Raw genomic sequence first — 14,916 nt, forward strand, 5'->3', positions numbered from 1 at the left:
CCTATAGTGAGGTCATACGAATTCAACGCTACTCGGTTATCAGGGATGAACCATGGTCGCTCTTTTTTTTAAATGCCTACTTGGCGCATTCGCGGTGTTACTGATTGCGCTGTTGTCGAAAAGTAAAAGCTTTTTTATCTCCGGTTTGGTGCCGTTGTTTCCGACTTTTGCACTGATCGCGCACTACATTGTCGGTACCGAGCGAACCATGGATGAACTGCGTGTCACAGCGTTGTTTGGATTGTATTCGTTGATCCCTTACGGCGCTTATTTGCTCTCGGTGTACTATTTCAGCTACAAATTTAATTTGGTGTGGACGCTCAGCTTAGCCACGCTGGTCTGGATTGCGTTCGCAGGCTTACTGCTGTTGAGCTGGAGTCGTTTTCATCCCAGCATGGCGTGATGGGGCAGTCCCGCAGTCAATCGAAGAAGGAAGTCTCCATGGACGTGTTTGAGTGTGTGTCGTTTATGCTGGTCAACGATGGAAAAATCCTGCTGGAAAAGCGTTCAGCCAGCAAAACGCATGATCCCAATATGGTGGCGATTCCGGGCGGGCACATTGAAGTGGGTGAAAGCCAAACGGATGCTTTGCTCCGCGAGCTGGATGAAGAACTCGCGGTATTGCCACAACAATCGGTCTATCTCTGCTCGTTATATCACCCAACCGGAGAGTTGCAGTTGTTGCATTACTATGTGATTCCGCAATGGTGCGGCGAGATCGCCTGTCATGAAGCGGAAGCGGTGTTTTGGGCAGACATTGACCCAAGCGTCGTTGAAACGGATGCGGACCGATTGGCGATTCTGGAGTACCAACGCTTATATGCCAGTGGCGTGTTGTCGCTGCCTTGATGCAGCGTGCGGTATAAATGAATTAACATGGCATCATTTTATGCGTATGGTTGAATGTGCGCGCGTGAATGATTCACCGCATCACATCGGCCATGCCGGCCGAATGAACGTTTGTTAAAACAGACTGGAAAAGGAGTTTCCTATGTCACTCGAAACCTGGATGGTTTTTGCTTTGGCTGTGCTTATTCTCACTGCATCGCCGGGGCCAAGTTCGCTACTCTGTATGACCAAAGGTGTTGTGTCTGGCTGGCGACGGGCGTTTGCTACCGCGCTGGGCAGTTTGACGGCGATTACCGGCATCATGACCTTGTCATTCACCGGCCTTGGGGTGCTCATCGCCTCGTCAGAAGTGATCTTCAATGTTGTTAAATGGTTCGGTGCCGCTTACTTGGCTTACCTTGGCGTGAAAGCGCTGACGTCAAAGCAAGATCAATACGATATGGTCAATGGTGAAACGAACCAAGTTGCCGGTTACCGCGCGCATTATGTCAGCGGCTTTATCGTCGGTGCCAGTAATCCCAAGGCCATTTTGTTTTTTACCGCACTGTTTCCACAGTTCATTGACCCTCACGCAGCGCTGCTGACTCAATACCTTATTTTTGCGTCAACATTCATGGTGATGGAGCTATCTTGGCTCTGTGTTTACGCGTATCTCGGGGCAAAATCTTCCACATGGATCCTGGCCAAAGGGCGCGCCAAACTGTTCAACCGCCTTACGGGCGGGGTGTTTGTTGGCGCCGGTGCGTGGCTCTCCACTGTTTCAAGAACCTAAATCGATAGGAGCAATGCATGTCGCAGTACGGCGCAACCGTGAAATGGCAACGTCAGCCAAGTGAAGTGTTTCATGACAACCAATACAGCCGAGGCCATGAATGGCAGTTTGATGGAGGCGTCACGGTGCCTGCTTCGGCATCACCTCATATTGTGCCGTTGCCCTTGTCGGTGGCTGAGAATGTCGATCCGGAAGAAGCGATGATTGCGGCATTGTCGAGTTGTCATATGTTGGTGTTTTTGTCGATTGCGGCGAAAAAGCGTTATGTGGTCGAATCGTATGAAGATCAGGCCATCGGTACATTGGCACCCAATCAAGAAGGTAAAACGGCACTCACTCAGGTGGTGTTGCGACCCAAAGTCATCTTCTCAGGAGAGAAGCAACCCAGCGTGGAGATGCTCGAAAAAATGCATCATCAATCGCATGAAAACTGCTTCATCGCGAATTCGGTCAAAACCGAAGTCACCACGCAAATCGTGCTGTAATAGACAAGGAGTCATGATGCAGGTTTTACAAGCGACATCTTCGGATTTGGAGACAGTCTCCGAGTTGTTTGATGCGTACCGCCAGTTTTACCAACAATCTGCGAATCTGAATGCGGCTCGTGATTTTATTGCCAAGCGCTTGAGCGCGCAAGATTCAGTGATTTTTGTCGTGAGGGAGGGAAATGAACTGTTGGGATTTGCTCAGTTGTATCCTTCTTTTTCATCAGTGGCGATGAAACGCATGTGGTATCTGAACGATCTTTTTGTCGCAGCGGGCGCTCGCCGTCGGGGCGTGGCTGGGTTGTTGCTGACGCATATTCGTCATTACGCGATTGAAACCGATGCACTGACGGTGAAATTGGCCACTGCGGTTGAAAATGAACCGGCCAAAGCGCTGTATGAATCGCATGGTTATGTCAAAGTGACCGCGTTTGATCATTACACTCAACGCCTTCAATAGCGAATGAGTAAGGATTCAAGGATGAATATCGCCATTTACATTTATGACGAAGCGGAAGTGCTCGACTTTTCTGGTCCATTTGAAGTGCTGAGTACGGCGAAGCGTTTGGCTGGCAACGATTGGCGTGTCTTTTTCGTGGCTCAGCACGACACATTAGTGAACGCGCGCGGTGGCTATGGCGTCAATCCGCATTACTGCTTCCAGAATCATCCGCCAATTGATGTTTTGATTGTGGTAGGTGGCGTGCACACCGCGGAGTTGAACAAGCCCGAGGTGGTGGACTGGATCCGCGCGGTTGCACGTGACGCAAGCGAAGTGGCCTCGGTGTGTACGGGAGCCTTTCTGCTTGCCAAGGCCGGTGTAGTGACCGATCAATCGGTCACTACACATTGGGAAGATATTGCTGATTTAAAAGCGATGTTTCCAGCGCTAGATGTTGAGGCGCATGTGCGTTGGGTGCGCAGTGGCAACATCACCACGTCGGCTGGCATTTCCGCAGGGATCGACATGAGCCTGTATTTGGTCTCGGTGCTCGATTCGATGGCATTGGCCGAGCGCACGGCGAACCAGATGGAATACGATTGGAACAAAACTCAACAATGAAGGATCGCTTTCGGTGAATTATGCTTGTTGAGAGAAAGTTTCGTCATTTGAACTGCTGTTAGAATGACGACAAAACGAGTCAGAGAGATGTGGTATGAAAAATAAAGCGTTACTGATTATTGATGTTCAGGAATCCCTTTTTGAGCCGGTGCCAAAGCCCTACGCGGCAAAAGATGTTGTGCACAACATCAACACGCTGAGTCATTGGGCAAGGGAGAAAGGCTATCCGGTGATCTTCATTCAACACGAAGAGCCAGAATACCCAGAGCTGAAATACGAGAGTGAAGGGTGGCAACTGCAACATGATTTGAACACCGAAGAGGGGGATCTGTTTGTGCGTAAAACCACGCCGGATTCATTCCACCACACGGATTTACGTTGCTTGCTGGAAGAGCAGGATATCGATGAGTTGGTGATCTGCGGGTACGCTTCTGATTTTTGTGTGGACACCACCACACGTCGCGCTGCGGCATTGGGTTATGCGATTCAACTGGCGACGGATGCGCACACCACGCATGACAAGCCCCATGCCTCTGCCGAACTGATTCGTCATCACCATTCGTTTGTGCTGTCTCATATTTCCAGTTTCCGGGTGCCGATCAAGGCGATGACCACCCTAGAAATTTGCCAAAGTACGGACTAATTCAGGCGTCTTCGTCACTCACGCCGCGTCACGAAAGTGAGACGCTTAGCCTGTCAATGATTTGTTTCATCAATAAGTTGTTTGCAGGCTGGACATTAAATCGATATGGTAGGTGTTTCTTAAGACAACAAGTTTGTTGCCGTTCTACATATTTCATTTCAGGATAAAAAATGAAAAAGATCCTTCCTGCGATTTTATCGATGTTAGTGCTTTGTTCCGCTTCTGCTGTTGCTCGTGATGATGTGGGCAATTACTCGATTCAAGATGCTTTAAACCAAGAGGTTGCACAAACCAAATTGGGTGATGACGTTCAATTTTTCTTTGGTGATCAAGTGCATCCAGCGGTACTGAAAACGATGGGCGAGTTCAAAACCAACAAGAAAACCAACGCCTTTAACAAAAGCGATGAAGAAGCGTGCCAATGGGTCTTTCTCTCAGCCATGATCGCGCTGAAAGACCGCGCCATCAAAGAAGGTGGTAATGCTGTCGTTAACATCAAATCGAACTACAAAAATAATCTCACGTCCAGTGAAGATACTTTTCAATGTGGTGCCGGCGCTGTGATTGCTGGTGTCGCGCTCACGGGTGAAGTTGTCAAACTGTAACCCGATACGATTGCGAAAGGCGGAGCCCGAATTCGGGCTCTTTTTGTCACTCAAAGGGGGTCTTTTGAAGTTAGTTGCGCCGCACCCATGCTACGAATCTGCATTTCATATTTTCTATCAAGATTTTGTGCATCATGACCCGGAAAATTCGGCTTACTATGAGCCGAGTCAGCATGCATTTGCTCAATACGTTCAACGGCTCAATGATGAAGCACAAGGGATTGGATTGCCGACCGGATACGTGCCTTGCAATCATTTCTGGCTGGTGGATGATGCGCATCAAATCTTGGGGGCGATTCGTGTGCGGCACCATATAGAAAATGACTTTCTGCGTGTTGAATGCGGGCATATCGGTTATGACGTTGCTCCATCACAACGACGACAAGGGGTTGGTAGCCATATGCTATCGCTCGCGCTTCGCCAAGCACACGCCTTAGGGATTGAACGGGCCTTGTTGGTCGCCGATTCAGACAACTGGGCTTCCAGAGGCGTCATCGAAAACAATGGCGGTGTATTTGAAAGCTTGGTTTGGGGAAAGGTCTTTGAGTGCGAATTGGCTCGGTATTGGATTGAAACCTCTGGTTCCGCACCCAACTGATGGATTGATTGACGACGAAGGAGAGGCTGCAATGGAGTATGTATGGGCGACTATTTTGTTTGCGGTCGCCTCGTCGGTGACCCCCGGTCCAAACAACATCATGGTGATGACATCAGGACTCAATTTTGGGGTGAAGAAGAGTTTACCTTTGCTGACGGGCATCTGTGTTGGCTTTACCGTCATGTTACTGCTGGTCGGGTTGGGATTTGGCCAGTTGTTTGATCGTTTTCCGCTGTTGCACGTGGTGATTAAATGCGTTGGAACTGCTTACTTGCTCTATCTTGCGGTGTTGATTGCCCGCGCTTCGAATACCATTCAAACCGCTCCCCAAACCCAGCCGTTCGGCTTTCTTAAAGGTGCACTTTTTCAATGGGTGAATGCCAAAGCATGGGTTGTTGCAACCGGTGCAATTGCGGCGTTTACCACCGTTGGCGCTAACTTTGTAACTCAGAATCTCATGATTGCTGCGACGTTCTTTGTCGTCTCTTTTCCGTGCGTGGGGGTGTGGTTGCTGTTTGGTTCGCTGTTGAAAAAGTGGTTGCAATCACCAAAGCAAAGACAATGGTTTAACTGGGTCATGGCGGCGTTGCTCGTCGTTTCTGTGATGCCGGTTGTGAGCGAAATTGTGAATCAACTGACGGCGTAACGCGCCAACGGAGAGATGCCAGCATGCAAGCCATCGGTGAACAAATTTGGATTGTGGACGGCGATGCCGTGCCTTTCTTTACCTTGCCTTATACCACGCGCATGACGGTGGTTAAATTCAGCAACGACCAACTCTGGATTCATAGCCCGATTCGATTGACACCCGAGCTGCAACGCGCCATTGATGCTTTGGGCGATGTGGCATTCCTCATCGCGCCCAATCATCTGCATCATTTGTTCGTGCAGGATTGGCAGCTCGCTTATCCTCATGCGTTGACCTACGGCACGCATCAGGTGATCGCAAAACGTCCTGATTTACGCTTTGATGGCGTTTTGGATGCCCAGTTGGACAATCCGTGGGATTCGGACATTCATTACCTGCTGTTTACCGGTTCAAAGGTGATGCAAGAAGCGGTCTTTTTTCATCGTGCCAGTTCAACCCTCATCGTGACCGATCTGATTGAAAACTTTTCACCGCAAGCCTTTGGCGGCTGGAAGATGACCTTGGCAAAAGCAGCGGGCGTGGTGGCGCCACACGGCAAAATGCCGCTCGATTGGCGTTTGAGTTTCACGTTCCACAAACGTGAGGCCAAGCAGCACCTTGAGACCATGCTCGCGTGGCAACCGGAGCAAATTGTGATGGCGCATGGTGAATGGATTACTGCGAATGGCTGCGCGTTTTTAAGCCGTTCATTTCATTGGTTGCAATAACGTCAAGCACACTCAGGGAGGTTCATGATGCAAAATAAACTCAGCCCAGCGATGCAAACACTGCTTTGCGAGCTGGAGCAAAAAGGGGCAGACAATGACGCGACTCAAACGGATCGCCAATTCAAATACCTCAATATCACGCGTGATACCGGCGAATTGCTTTATTGGTTGGTCAAAAGCGGTGGGGTAAAGCGTGTTCTCGAACTCGGCACGTCAAACGGCTATTCCACGTTGTGGCTGGCTGCCGCGCTGCCGAATAATGGGCAGATCTTTACGATTGAGCGCAGCGAACACAAGGTGGCGGAAGCACAAGCTAATTTCGTACGAGCTGGTGTTGAGCATGTCATCGACATCTTGGTGGGCGATGTGCTTGAGCAAATCCACAACGTGCCACACGCGCTTGATTTGGTGTTTATGGATACACAGCGCAGCGTCTATCCTCAATTGATTGCACCGGTGCTGGCGCGCTTAAAACCGGGAGGCGTGATTGTGGTGGATAATGCCATTTCACATGCCAGCGAAATCGAATCCTTTGTCGATTATTTTGAGCAACGGGATGAATTTACCACCAGTTTGCTTACCGTTGGCAAAGGGGAATACCTGATCCACAAATCGGCCGATGTATCACCGCATGAACCGATGCAGGTTGAACACGAGCAGATCCGATAACGATCATCTGCTGATCATGACAACGCCAATCTCTACCCTCCAATCATAGGGCGTAGGGCGACACAAACGGATATATGATGATGAAAATCGCGATTCTAGACGACTATCAAGATGTCGTGCGTGAGCTGAAAACCTTCCAACAATTGGCGGGTTATGAGGTGACGGTGTTTAATCACACCTTCGAGAGTGAAGAGGCGCTGGCTTTGGCGTTAGCGCCATTTGATGCTGTGGTGTTGATCCGCGAACGAACGGTGATCACTGAATCGCTGCTTGCGCGTTGTCCGAACTTAAAACTCATCAGTCAAACGGGCAAAGTGAGCAATCATATTGATGTTGCGTTGTGCCACCGATACAACGTTGAAGTGGCGGAAGGGGTTGGCTCGCCAACGGCGCCCGCGGAGCTGTGTTGGTCGCTGATCATGGCGGCTTCGCGTCATCTGCCGCAGTACATCACTCAGTTGCAACAAGGCCATTGGCAACAGAATGGGAACTTGGGATTGGGACGGGTGCTTGCAGGGCAGACGCTTGGGCTTTGGGGTTACGGCAAGATCGGCCAAATGATCGCACAATACGCCAAAGTGTTTGGCATGCAGGTTCTGGTGTGGGGCAGTGAGACGTCATGCGCGCTGGCGGGTGAACACGGATTTGTGGCAGCAGAGAGCCAAGCGGCGTTCTTTGCGCAATCAGATGTCATTTCGCTCCATTTGCGACTCAATGAGGCAACTCGGGGCATTGTGACGTATTCGGATCTCGCGCGAATGAAACCCAATGCACTGTTTGTGAATACCAGCCGCGCTGAGCTGGTGGCACCCGATGCGTTGTATCGTGCAATGACCGAGTGTCCAACTCGGCAAGCCGCGGTGGATGTGTACGAACAAGAGCCATGTGATGCCACGATTCAACCTTTGATCGCGCTCAGCAATGTTCTGTGTACGCCCCATTTAGGATACGTGGAGCGTGAAAGTTACGAGCTTTATTTCAAGCATGCGTTTGCGAACGTGATTGCGTTTGCTCAAGGGCAACCCACCAATCTGGTCGCACACTCGTGATCACCCTAACAACCTAGGCAACATCGTGAGGATCGGTCTGGCGGCGTTCATGTCGCCATTGACCTGCGCTGTCACGATCGCCCCTTCCTTCAATAAGCACACCGTGTCCAACAAATCGGTTTGACGCGCTTGTTCGTCTGTCAGGCAGTGACGCACGATACTTCTAACCTTGGCTTTATGCGCTTGGCAATACGCTGCGAGGGTGGGGTTGTCGTCGCGGTATTCGACAGCGGTATTGATAAAAAAACAGCCGCGAAACGGTTGCAGGGCTGGCACATCGTCGTGAAACCAGCGATCAAGCGCGTGAAACAAGCCTTGCAACGCTTCGATACCCGGGCGCAAATGGGTGACTTCGTGACGTAGCCAATCAAGAAAAATAGTATCTCGGTACTGCAAAGCAGCCAATACCAACTCGTCTTTGCTGCTGAAGTGATGATAGAGCGTTTTTTTCGCAATGCCCGATTGTTTCAATACTTCGTTAATCCCAATCGCTCGAATGCCATGTTGGTAAAACAGCATCAATGCGGTTTGAATCAACTGTTCACGTTTATCACTCATGCTTTGCTCCTGTGTCGACAAAATTGATGTTGACACAGGTAGACAGACTTGTCTATTTTAATTGGGTAGACAGAGTGGTCTACCAACAAGGAGTAATAGAATGAATCATTTGAAGTCCGCTTTATTGGCAGGGTGTGCGGCGACGTGCGCCATCGGGTTACTTTCGTATGCGGATGCATGGAGTAGTGCGGGTTTGTGGTTGATGGCGCCATTCGGAGCCACGGCTGTGTTGGTGTTTGGCGTGCCAGACAGCCCGCTAGCGCAGCCGAAAAATGTGATTTTTGGTCACCTGATTACCGCGACTGTCGGATTGGCGTTCGTGCATGGATTGCCAGTGGAGCCGTGGAGTTTGGCATTGGCGACGGGGCTTGCCATCAGTTTAATGCTCGCCACCAAAACGACGCATCCGCCTGCGGGGGCGAATCCGCTGCTCATCATGCTCACCGCGCAAAGTTGGTCGTTTTTGATCACACCGGTATTGATTGGCGCGGTCGTCATCGTGCTGTGCGGTCAGTTGAATCAAGCGTGTAACCGCAAATGGCTGGCTGCCCGTCAAAGCCGTGCTTAAACCGGCGCAGTCACCGGGTATGGCCAGCCGGTGACTGACGTTTCTTGCGTCGTTGCAGGTCATCCAAGGGGAATTGAAGGCGGTTGATGACTAACTCACGCCCAAAACGTAGAACGGAGAATAATTATCATATATTCTTCGTTTGATAATTTATTGTTATGGTGAGTGCATGTTGAATCCTAACTGGCTGATGACGTTTAAAACGTTGATTGAAACCGGCCACTTTACTCAAACCGCTGACAAATTGTTTATGACGCAGCCGGGCGTGAGTCAGCATGTTCGCAAGTTGGAAGAGGCATGTGGACACGCGTTGATCAAGCGCATCAATAAGACGTTTGAAATCACCGAGCAAGGACGGTTGGTGTACGAATATGCCTGCCAGCAAGCGCAAAGCGAGCGGAATCTGTTGATTCAATTGGGTGAAGATGATCCCTTTTCTGGGCGCTATAAGTTGGCGTGTTCCGGTGCGATGGCGTTAACGCTATACCCGCAACTGCTCGATATTCAACAGCGTCATCGCGGCTTGTCGATTGAAGTGGAGGCGGCGCCGAATCAACGCATTATGCGTCAGGTCGAAAGCGGTGAGGCGGATGTCGGTATCGTGACGCACGTACCCAATCAAAGTTTGTTGCAAGTGGAAGAGATAGGCCAAGAGCCGCTGTTCATTGTGGTGCCCAAAGCGTATGAACAAACGCCGAACCTTGCAGAAACGCTGTTGGAACTCGGGTTAGTGAGCCATCCCGATGCGGAGCATTATTTGTCACTGTACTTGTCTCGTTGTGATGACGAGCAGTTGCGACAAGTCGATACTGCCAAGCTTCACGTGAGTAGCTACGTCAATCAGATTAACCAGATTTTGGTGCCGGTGGCGCGAGGCCTTGGCTTTACGTTATTGCCTAAATCTGCCGTGAGTAGCTTTGTGGATACAGACCGCATCGCTGTTATCCAGCGCAAGACGCAGGTGTATGAAACACTGTATCTGATTCACAAACGCCATCGCGTTTTGCCGCAACGGACCACGTATCTTAATCAGGCGTTAAAAAGCTTGCTGTCACCATGCTTGAGAGACTCGGAGCCAGCATAGTTGTGCCATCGCGATGCAATGTTGCGCTGTTCGGCGTAGAATGACGACGCTGTCTCGCGTCGCCATTGTTCATGCCATGGATAACAGACGCCCATTCTCACCATTGTCTAAGCGGCGGCGCAATCGTTGCCGGTAGTATTAACAAGAGCGAATCATGTTCAAACGATCTTCTATCACCAATCTGGGGCAGATCCTTGTGGTTGCTGCGATGGGTTCCTTGGCTGCACAGTGCTTTACCTTGCCGCTAACGGGGCTATTTTTATCTGCTTTTGTCGTGATTCTTTTGCGAAAGCGGTTTAACCATGCGTTGCGTATTCCACAAACCTTATTGATGTTTATCCAAGTCGTGTTGGGCATCAGTGTTGGTGCGACGATCTCGATTGCCGAGTTAGCTCACACCATCAGCTTGCCAGTCATTTTGGGGTTGATCGTGTGCCTCATGCTGCAAACTGGCGGCAGTTTTTGGTGGTTGCATAAGCGCGAAAAGTGGAGTCCATTTGAATCGCTGTTGGCGGCAGTGCCGGGCGCAATGGCAGCCATTTTGGTGATCAGTGAATCGGAGAGTAAACCGTCACCGAAAGTGGTCTATGCCCATTCGGTACGTTTAATCATCTTGATTGTTCTGGCCGGGGCCATCTCCAGCAATACCGCTGAAGTCGTCAAAGAGAGTGTTGCGCTGAATTTGGAACAATGGAGCGTGCTGACCGGGATTGTGGCCATCAGTATGGTGAGTGGCAAACTCTCGGTACGTTTCGGCGTGCCTGCGCCTTATATGATTGCTTCCTTGGTGATTGCAGCTGCGTGTAATGGCATCATGGCGCCGGTGACATTAGCGGTTCCAGTGTGGTTGGTGCTGTTTTCTACCGCGCTGCTGGGTGTGTTGATCGGTGCTCGTTTGGCGGAAACCACGTTGCGAGAAGCCGTCTCTTATTCAAAAGCAGGTGTGATGGTGACATTCATTGGCATGTTGGTGGCTGTGATTACGTCTTATATTGCGTCGATTGCGCTGGGGATGCCTTGGTTGGTGATGTTGTTATCTTGGGTGCCGGGCAGCGTGGAAGCCATGACGGCTGTGGCATTGCTGTTAGGGCTGGAGCCTGCGTTTGTGATGGTTAATCACGCGATCCGTTTATTGTTGCTCTATACGTTGCCTGCGTTGCTGAAAAACCAGCTTGAGGCGCTTCGTGACAGCGGACATTAATCGGCTGAGCTATCACACTGCACATAACTAATCCACAGACTAAAAAAGCCCCGCTCAATGAGCGGGGCTTTTGGTGTGCGAAATGCTTGAGCTTATGCCAGCAGTTCTTTGGCTGTGTTCACGACGTTTTCAGTGGTGAAGCCGAACAGTTTGAACAGCTCGCCAGCCGGTGCAGATTCGCCGAAGCTGGTCATACCGATGATGCGGCCACCAAAGCCAACGTACTTGTACCAGAAGTCGGCAATGCCAGCTTCGATCGCGATACGAGCAGTTACGTCTGCTGGCAGTACCGATTCACGGTACGCAGCGTCTTGTTTGTCGAATGCATCGGTCGAGGGCATCGACACCACGCGCACTTGCTTGCCTTCGGCAGTCAGTTGCGCTGCAGCTTCCACCGCCAGCTCGACTTCAGAGCCAGTGGCAATCAGGATCAACTCAGGTTTGCCTGCGCAATCTTTCAGGATGTAGCCACCTTTGGTGATGTTCGCCAGTTGCTCAGCATCACGAGGTTGCTGCGCAAGGTTTTGACGCGAGAAGATCAGCGCAGTTGGCGCGTCTTTACGTTCAATTGCCAGTTTCCACGCCACGGCTGATTCAACTTGGTCACATGGACGCCATGTGTTCATGTTTGGTGTCAGACGCAGAGAAGCGATTTGTTCAACCGGTTGGTGCGTTGGGCCATCTTCACCCAGACCAATCGAGTCGTGCGTGTAGACTTGGATGTTTTGAATCTTCATCAGCGCAGCCATACGCATCGCGTTACGCGCGTATTCCATGAACATCAGGAAGGTCGCGCCGTAAGGCACGAAACCGCCGTGCAGTGCGATACCGTTCATGATGGCGGTCATACCAAATTCACGTACGCCGTAGTGGATGTAGTTGCCTGAGAAGTCGCTTGCTTCCAGCGATTTCGAGCCAGACCACATGGTCAGGTTTGACGGTGCAAGGTCTGCAGAGCCGCCCATGAATTCTGGCAGCAGTTTACCAAATGCTTCCAGTGCATTTTGCGATGCTTTACGTGACGCAATGTTTGCTGGGTTCGCTTGCAGTTCAGCAATGATTGCGCTGCTGGCTTCTTCCCAGTTAGCTGGCATTTCACCCGCTACGCGGCGTTGGTATTCTGCAGCTTCTGCTGGGTAAGCAGCTGCGTAAGCGGCAAATTTCTCATCCCATGCTGATTCTTTGGCTGCGCCAGCTTCTTTGGCATCCCACTCCGCGTAGATGTCGGCTGGGATTTCAAAGGGTGCGTATTCCCAACCCAGGAATTCACGCGCAGCTTTGATTTCGTCAGCGCCCAGAGGAGCACCGTGACAATCGTGTGAGCCCGCTTTGTTTGGCGAACCGAAACCGATGATGGTTTTAGTACAGATCAGCGTTGGGCGCGGGTCTGCTTTTGCTGCTTCAATCGCTGCGTTGATGGCGTCAGAATCGTGACCATCAACTGCAGGAATCACATGCCAACCGTAGGCTTCAAAGCGTTTTGGTGTGTCGTCTGAGAACCAGCCTTCTACGTGACCGTCGATCGAGATGCCGTTGTCATCCCAGAATGCGATCAGTTTGCCAAGGCCCAGTGTGCCAGCCAGAGAACACGCTTCGTGTGAGATACCTTCCATCAGACAGCCGTCACCCATGAACACATAAGTGAAGTGGTCAACGATGTCGTGGCCCGGTTTGTTGAATTGTGCTGCCAGTGCTTTTTCAGCAATCGCCATACCCACAGCATTGGTGATGCCTTGGCCCAGTGGACCTGTGGTGGTTTCGATGCCCGGTGCGTAACCGTATTCTGGGTGGCCTGGGGTTTTTGAGTGCAGTTGACGGAAGTTTTTCAGGTCGTCAATCGACAGATCGTAACCGCTCAGGTGCAGCAATGAGTAAATCAGCATCGAGCCGTGGCCGTTCGACAGCACGAAACGGTCGCGGTCTGACCATTTTGGGTTTTGTGGGTTGTGGTTCAAGTGACTGCGCCAAAGTACTTCAGCGATGTCAGCCATACCCATTGGGGCACCCGGGTGGCCAGAGTTAGCTTTTTGTACACCGTCCATGCTCAGTGCACGGATTGCGTTCGCCAGTTGTTTGCGGTTCATAATAGATTCCGTAGTCGTTAGGATTTAAAAATGAATAGTCGAAAATAAATCGGGGAAGCGGGCGCTTCCCCTTGAATTTGAGTTCCCTCTACGGGAAGTTGTCGAGCGATTAAAGTTTCGCTGCGATCATGGTTTCCAGTTTGCCTTGGTCTACTGCGAAGTTACGGATACCTTCTGCCAGTTTTTCTACCGCCATTGCATCTTGGTTGTGTTCCCACAGGAATTCAGAGTGAGTCATCGCTGCTGGACGTTCTTGTGTACCTTTCGAATTAACCAGTTTCTCAACCACGTCGCCTTCAGCCGCTTCTAGCTCAGCCAGTAGCGATGGCGCGATAGTCAGGCGGTCACAGCCAGCCAGTTCTAGGATCTCGCCGATGTTACGGAAGCTTGCGCCCATCACCACAGTTTTGTAACCGTGTTGTTTGTAGTAGTTGTAGATTTTAGACACAGACAGTACGCCTGGATCTTCTTGCGCTTCGAAGTCACGACCTTCTTTTGCTTTGTACCAGTCCATGATACGACCAACGAATGGTGAAATCAGGAACACGCCCGCTTCAGCACAAGCACGCGCTTGCGCGAAAGAGAACAGCAGAGTCAGGTTACAGTTGATGCCTTCTTTCTCCAGCACTTCCGCTGCGCGGATGCCTTCCCAAGTAGAAGCCAGTTTGATCAGGATGCGGTCGTTTGAGATGCCTGCATCGTTGTACATTTTGATCAGTTTGCGAGCTTTAACGATGCTGCCTTCAGTGTCGTAAGACAGACGAGCATCAACTTCAGTCGAGATACGGCCTGGGATGGTGGTCAGGATTTCTTTACCGATGTTCACTGCCAGCATGTCACACGCTTCTTGAACTTGTTCTGCTTTGTCGCTGGTTTGTGATTTCGCGTATTCGATCGCTTGATCGATCAGTGGGGCATATTCTGCAATTTGAGCGGCTTTAAGAATTAGAGAAGGGTTGGTTGTTGCATCTTCTGGCTGGTATTTTTTGATCGCGTCAATTTCACCAGTATCAGCCACAACAGTTGTTAGTTTACGTAGTTGCTCTAATTTGTTGCTCATTTCGATCGTCCTATTCTTTGGGCTAGGCCAGCGATTCGCTGGGCATTTGCATGCAGGTTAGATAAGCGAATTGCCATGAGATGGCAAGCCTACTTATGACTAACACAATGTTTTTCAGCGACCGAGCAACTGTAGCGAACATTTGCTCGTTCGTTGAGTAAATGATGCATCCATATTTATCCTATCTATGCTGAAAGTCAATCGTGATTTGCCCTTTCTGCCGACTTTTACCCACTAATTTTATCTGACGCCAGCCAAGGCAAATAAAGAAA

19 protein-coding genes are annotated in these 14,916 nt (G+C 50.6%); 16 read left to right on the forward strand and 3 right to left on the reverse strand.

What is annotated here, in order from left to right; genetic code table 11:
* The first annotated feature begins 52 nt into the window (after positions 1–52).
* The 13 genes from VFA_RS16615 (at position 53) to VFA_RS16675 (ending at position 8,089) form a co-directional block, all read left to right on the forward strand.
* Positions 53–403, forward strand: coding sequence for a GlpM family protein (locus VFA_RS16615; RefSeq protein ID WP_004728009.1), 351 nt, complete (start codon positions 53–55; stop codon positions 401–403).
* Between the two features lie 38 nt (positions 404–441).
* Positions 442–849, forward strand: coding sequence for an NUDIX domain-containing protein (locus tag VFA_RS16620; RefSeq protein ID WP_004728010.1), 408 nt, complete (start codon positions 442–444; stop codon positions 847–849).
* A 142-nt stretch (positions 850–991) separates the two neighbouring features.
* Positions 992–1,621, forward strand: a complete 630-nt coding sequence (locus tag VFA_RS16625; RefSeq protein ID WP_004728011.1) for a LysE family translocator — start codon at positions 992–994, stop codon at positions 1,619–1,621.
* Positions 1,622–1,638: 17 nt separating this feature from the next.
* Positions 1,639–2,106, forward strand: coding sequence for an OsmC family protein (locus VFA_RS16630; protein ID WP_004728012.1), 468 nt, complete (start codon positions 1,639–1,641; stop codon positions 2,104–2,106).
* A 16-nt stretch (positions 2,107–2,122) separates the two neighbouring features.
* A complete protein-coding gene (locus VFA_RS16635) occupies positions 2,123–2,566 on the forward strand; it encodes a GNAT family N-acetyltransferase (protein ID WP_004728013.1) in 444 nt (147 codons plus the stop codon).
* A 21-nt stretch (positions 2,567–2,587) separates the two neighbouring features.
* Positions 2,588–3,169 carry a DJ-1/PfpI family protein gene (locus tag VFA_RS16640; protein ID WP_004728014.1) on the forward strand — a complete coding sequence of 194 codons (582 nt, stop codon included), beginning with the start codon at positions 2,588–2,590 and terminating at the stop codon, positions 3,167–3,169.
* A 94-nt stretch (positions 3,170–3,263) separates the two neighbouring features.
* Positions 3,264–3,812, forward strand: coding sequence for a cysteine hydrolase family protein (locus tag VFA_RS16645; RefSeq protein WP_004728015.1), 549 nt, complete (start codon positions 3,264–3,266; stop codon positions 3,810–3,812).
* 170 nt (positions 3,813–3,982) lie between these two features.
* Positions 3,983–4,417 carry a hypothetical protein gene (locus VFA_RS16650; RefSeq protein WP_004728016.1) on the forward strand — a complete coding sequence of 145 codons (435 nt, stop codon included), beginning with the start codon at positions 3,983–3,985 and terminating at the stop codon, positions 4,415–4,417.
* Between the two features lie 64 nt (positions 4,418–4,481).
* Positions 4,482–5,015, forward strand: coding sequence for a GNAT family N-acetyltransferase (locus tag VFA_RS16655; RefSeq protein WP_038152099.1), 534 nt, complete (start codon positions 4,482–4,484; stop codon positions 5,013–5,015).
* A gap of 31 nt (positions 5,016–5,046) precedes the next feature.
* Positions 5,047–5,661 (forward strand): LysE family translocator, encoded by a 615-nt coding sequence (locus VFA_RS16660; RefSeq protein ID WP_004728018.1) that lies wholly within the window; start codon positions 5,047–5,049, stop codon positions 5,659–5,661.
* A 23-nt stretch (positions 5,662–5,684) separates the two neighbouring features.
* On the forward strand, positions 5,685–6,371 hold the full coding sequence (locus VFA_RS16665; RefSeq protein ID WP_004728019.1) for a DUF4336 domain-containing protein: 687 nt from the start codon (positions 5,685–5,687) through the stop codon (positions 6,369–6,371).
* Positions 6,372–6,395: 24 nt separating this feature from the next.
* The gene (locus tag VFA_RS16670) at positions 6,396–7,040 is read left to right on the forward strand and encodes an O-methyltransferase (protein WP_004728020.1); all 645 of its coding nucleotides are present in this window, start codon (positions 6,396–6,398) and stop codon (positions 7,038–7,040) included.
* A gap of 80 nt (positions 7,041–7,120) precedes the next feature.
* On the forward strand, positions 7,121–8,089 hold the full coding sequence (locus VFA_RS16675; protein ID WP_038152369.1) for a D-2-hydroxyacid dehydrogenase family protein: 969 nt from the start codon (positions 7,121–7,123) through the stop codon (positions 8,087–8,089).
* On the opposite strand, the gene VFA_RS16680 is transcribed toward VFA_RS16675, so the two are convergent.
* Positions 8,090–8,647, reverse strand: coding sequence for a TetR/AcrR family transcriptional regulator (locus VFA_RS16680; protein ID WP_004728022.1), 558 nt, complete (start codon positions 8,645–8,647; stop codon positions 8,090–8,092). It abuts the gene before it with no gap.
* 100 nt (positions 8,648–8,747) lie between these two features.
* Between VFA_RS16680 and VFA_RS16685 the strand changes: the two genes are divergently transcribed.
* The 3 genes from VFA_RS16685 (at position 8,748) to VFA_RS16695 (ending at position 11,500) form a co-directional block, all read left to right on the forward strand.
* Positions 8,748–9,215 carry an HPP family protein gene (locus VFA_RS16685; protein ID WP_004728023.1) on the forward strand — a complete coding sequence of 156 codons (468 nt, stop codon included), beginning with the start codon at positions 8,748–8,750 and terminating at the stop codon, positions 9,213–9,215.
* Positions 9,216–9,384: 169 nt separating this feature from the next.
* Positions 9,385–10,299 (forward strand): LysR family transcriptional regulator, encoded by a 915-nt coding sequence (locus VFA_RS16690; protein ID WP_004728024.1) that lies wholly within the window; start codon positions 9,385–9,387, stop codon positions 10,297–10,299.
* A gap of 154 nt (positions 10,300–10,453) precedes the next feature.
* Positions 10,454–11,500 carry an AbrB family transcriptional regulator gene (locus VFA_RS16695; protein ID WP_004728025.1) on the forward strand — a complete coding sequence of 349 codons (1,047 nt, stop codon included), beginning with the start codon at positions 10,454–10,456 and terminating at the stop codon, positions 11,498–11,500.
* A gap of 92 nt (positions 11,501–11,592) precedes the next feature.
* Here the strand turns inward: VFA_RS16695 and tkt are convergent, their stop codons facing one another.
* Complete coding sequence (gene tkt / locus VFA_RS16700) at positions 11,593–13,584, reverse strand: transketolase (protein WP_004728026.1); 1,992 nt, start codon at positions 13,582–13,584, stop codon at positions 11,593–11,595.
* A 109-nt stretch (positions 13,585–13,693) separates the two neighbouring features.
* Positions 13,694–14,644, reverse strand: coding sequence for a transaldolase (tal, locus tag VFA_RS16705; protein WP_004728027.1), 951 nt, complete (start codon positions 14,642–14,644; stop codon positions 13,694–13,696).
* Between the last annotated feature and the right edge of the window lie 272 nt (positions 14,645–14,916).

Source organism: Vibrio furnissii CIP 102972 (genome assembly GCF_000176175.1).
Taxonomy (GTDB): Bacteria; Pseudomonadota; Gammaproteobacteria; order Enterobacterales; family Vibrionaceae; genus Vibrio; species Vibrio furnissii.

What these genes read in the sequence shown, in the direction of transcription:
- VFA_RS16695 (WP_004728025.1), top strand. Translation starts at nt 10,454, where the DNA reads ATGTTCAAACGATCTTCTATCACCAATCTGGGGCAGATCCTTGTGGTT.
- tal (WP_004728027.1), bottom strand. Translation starts at nt 14,644, where the DNA reads ATGAGCAACAAATTAGAGCAACTACGTAAACTAACAACTGTTGTGGCT.
- VFA_RS16645 (WP_004728015.1), top strand. Translation starts at nt 3,264, where the DNA reads ATGAAAAATAAAGCGTTACTGATTATTGATGTTCAGGAATCCCTTTTT.
- VFA_RS16625 (WP_004728011.1), top strand. Translation starts at nt 992, where the DNA reads ATGTCACTCGAAACCTGGATGGTTTTTGCTTTGGCTGTGCTTATTCTC.
- VFA_RS16640 (WP_004728014.1), top strand. Translation starts at nt 2,588, where the DNA reads ATGAATATCGCCATTTACATTTATGACGAAGCGGAAGTGCTCGACTTT.
- VFA_RS16660 (WP_004728018.1), top strand. Translation starts at nt 5,047, where the DNA reads ATGGAGTATGTATGGGCGACTATTTTGTTTGCGGTCGCCTCGTCGGTG.
- VFA_RS16630 (WP_004728012.1), top strand. Translation starts at nt 1,639, where the DNA reads ATGTCGCAGTACGGCGCAACCGTGAAATGGCAACGTCAGCCAAGTGAA.
- VFA_RS16680 (WP_004728022.1), bottom strand. Translation starts at nt 8,647, where the DNA reads ATGAGTGATAAACGTGAACAGTTGATTCAAACCGCATTGATGCTGTTT.
- tkt (WP_004728026.1), bottom strand. Translation starts at nt 13,584, where the DNA reads ATGAACCGCAAACAACTGGCGAACGCAATCCGTGCACTGAGCATGGAC.
- VFA_RS16675 (WP_038152369.1), top strand. Translation starts at nt 7,121, where the DNA reads ATGAAAATCGCGATTCTAGACGACTATCAAGATGTCGTGCGTGAGCTG.
- VFA_RS16650 (WP_004728016.1), top strand. Translation starts at nt 3,983, where the DNA reads ATGAAAAAGATCCTTCCTGCGATTTTATCGATGTTAGTGCTTTGTTCC.
- VFA_RS16690 (WP_004728024.1), top strand. Translation starts at nt 9,385, where the DNA reads ATGTTGAATCCTAACTGGCTGATGACGTTTAAAACGTTGATTGAAACC.
- VFA_RS16620 (WP_004728010.1), top strand. Translation starts at nt 442, where the DNA reads ATGGACGTGTTTGAGTGTGTGTCGTTTATGCTGGTCAACGATGGAAAA.
- VFA_RS16685 (WP_004728023.1), top strand. Translation starts at nt 8,748, where the DNA reads ATGAATCATTTGAAGTCCGCTTTATTGGCAGGGTGTGCGGCGACGTGC.
- VFA_RS16670 (WP_004728020.1), top strand. Translation starts at nt 6,396, where the DNA reads ATGATGCAAAATAAACTCAGCCCAGCGATGCAAACACTGCTTTGCGAG.
- VFA_RS16615 (WP_004728009.1), top strand. Translation starts at nt 53, where the DNA reads ATGGTCGCTCTTTTTTTTAAATGCCTACTTGGCGCATTCGCGGTGTTA.
- VFA_RS16635 (WP_004728013.1), top strand. Translation starts at nt 2,123, where the DNA reads ATGCAGGTTTTACAAGCGACATCTTCGGATTTGGAGACAGTCTCCGAG.
- VFA_RS16665 (WP_004728019.1), top strand. Translation starts at nt 5,685, where the DNA reads ATGCAAGCCATCGGTGAACAAATTTGGATTGTGGACGGCGATGCCGTG.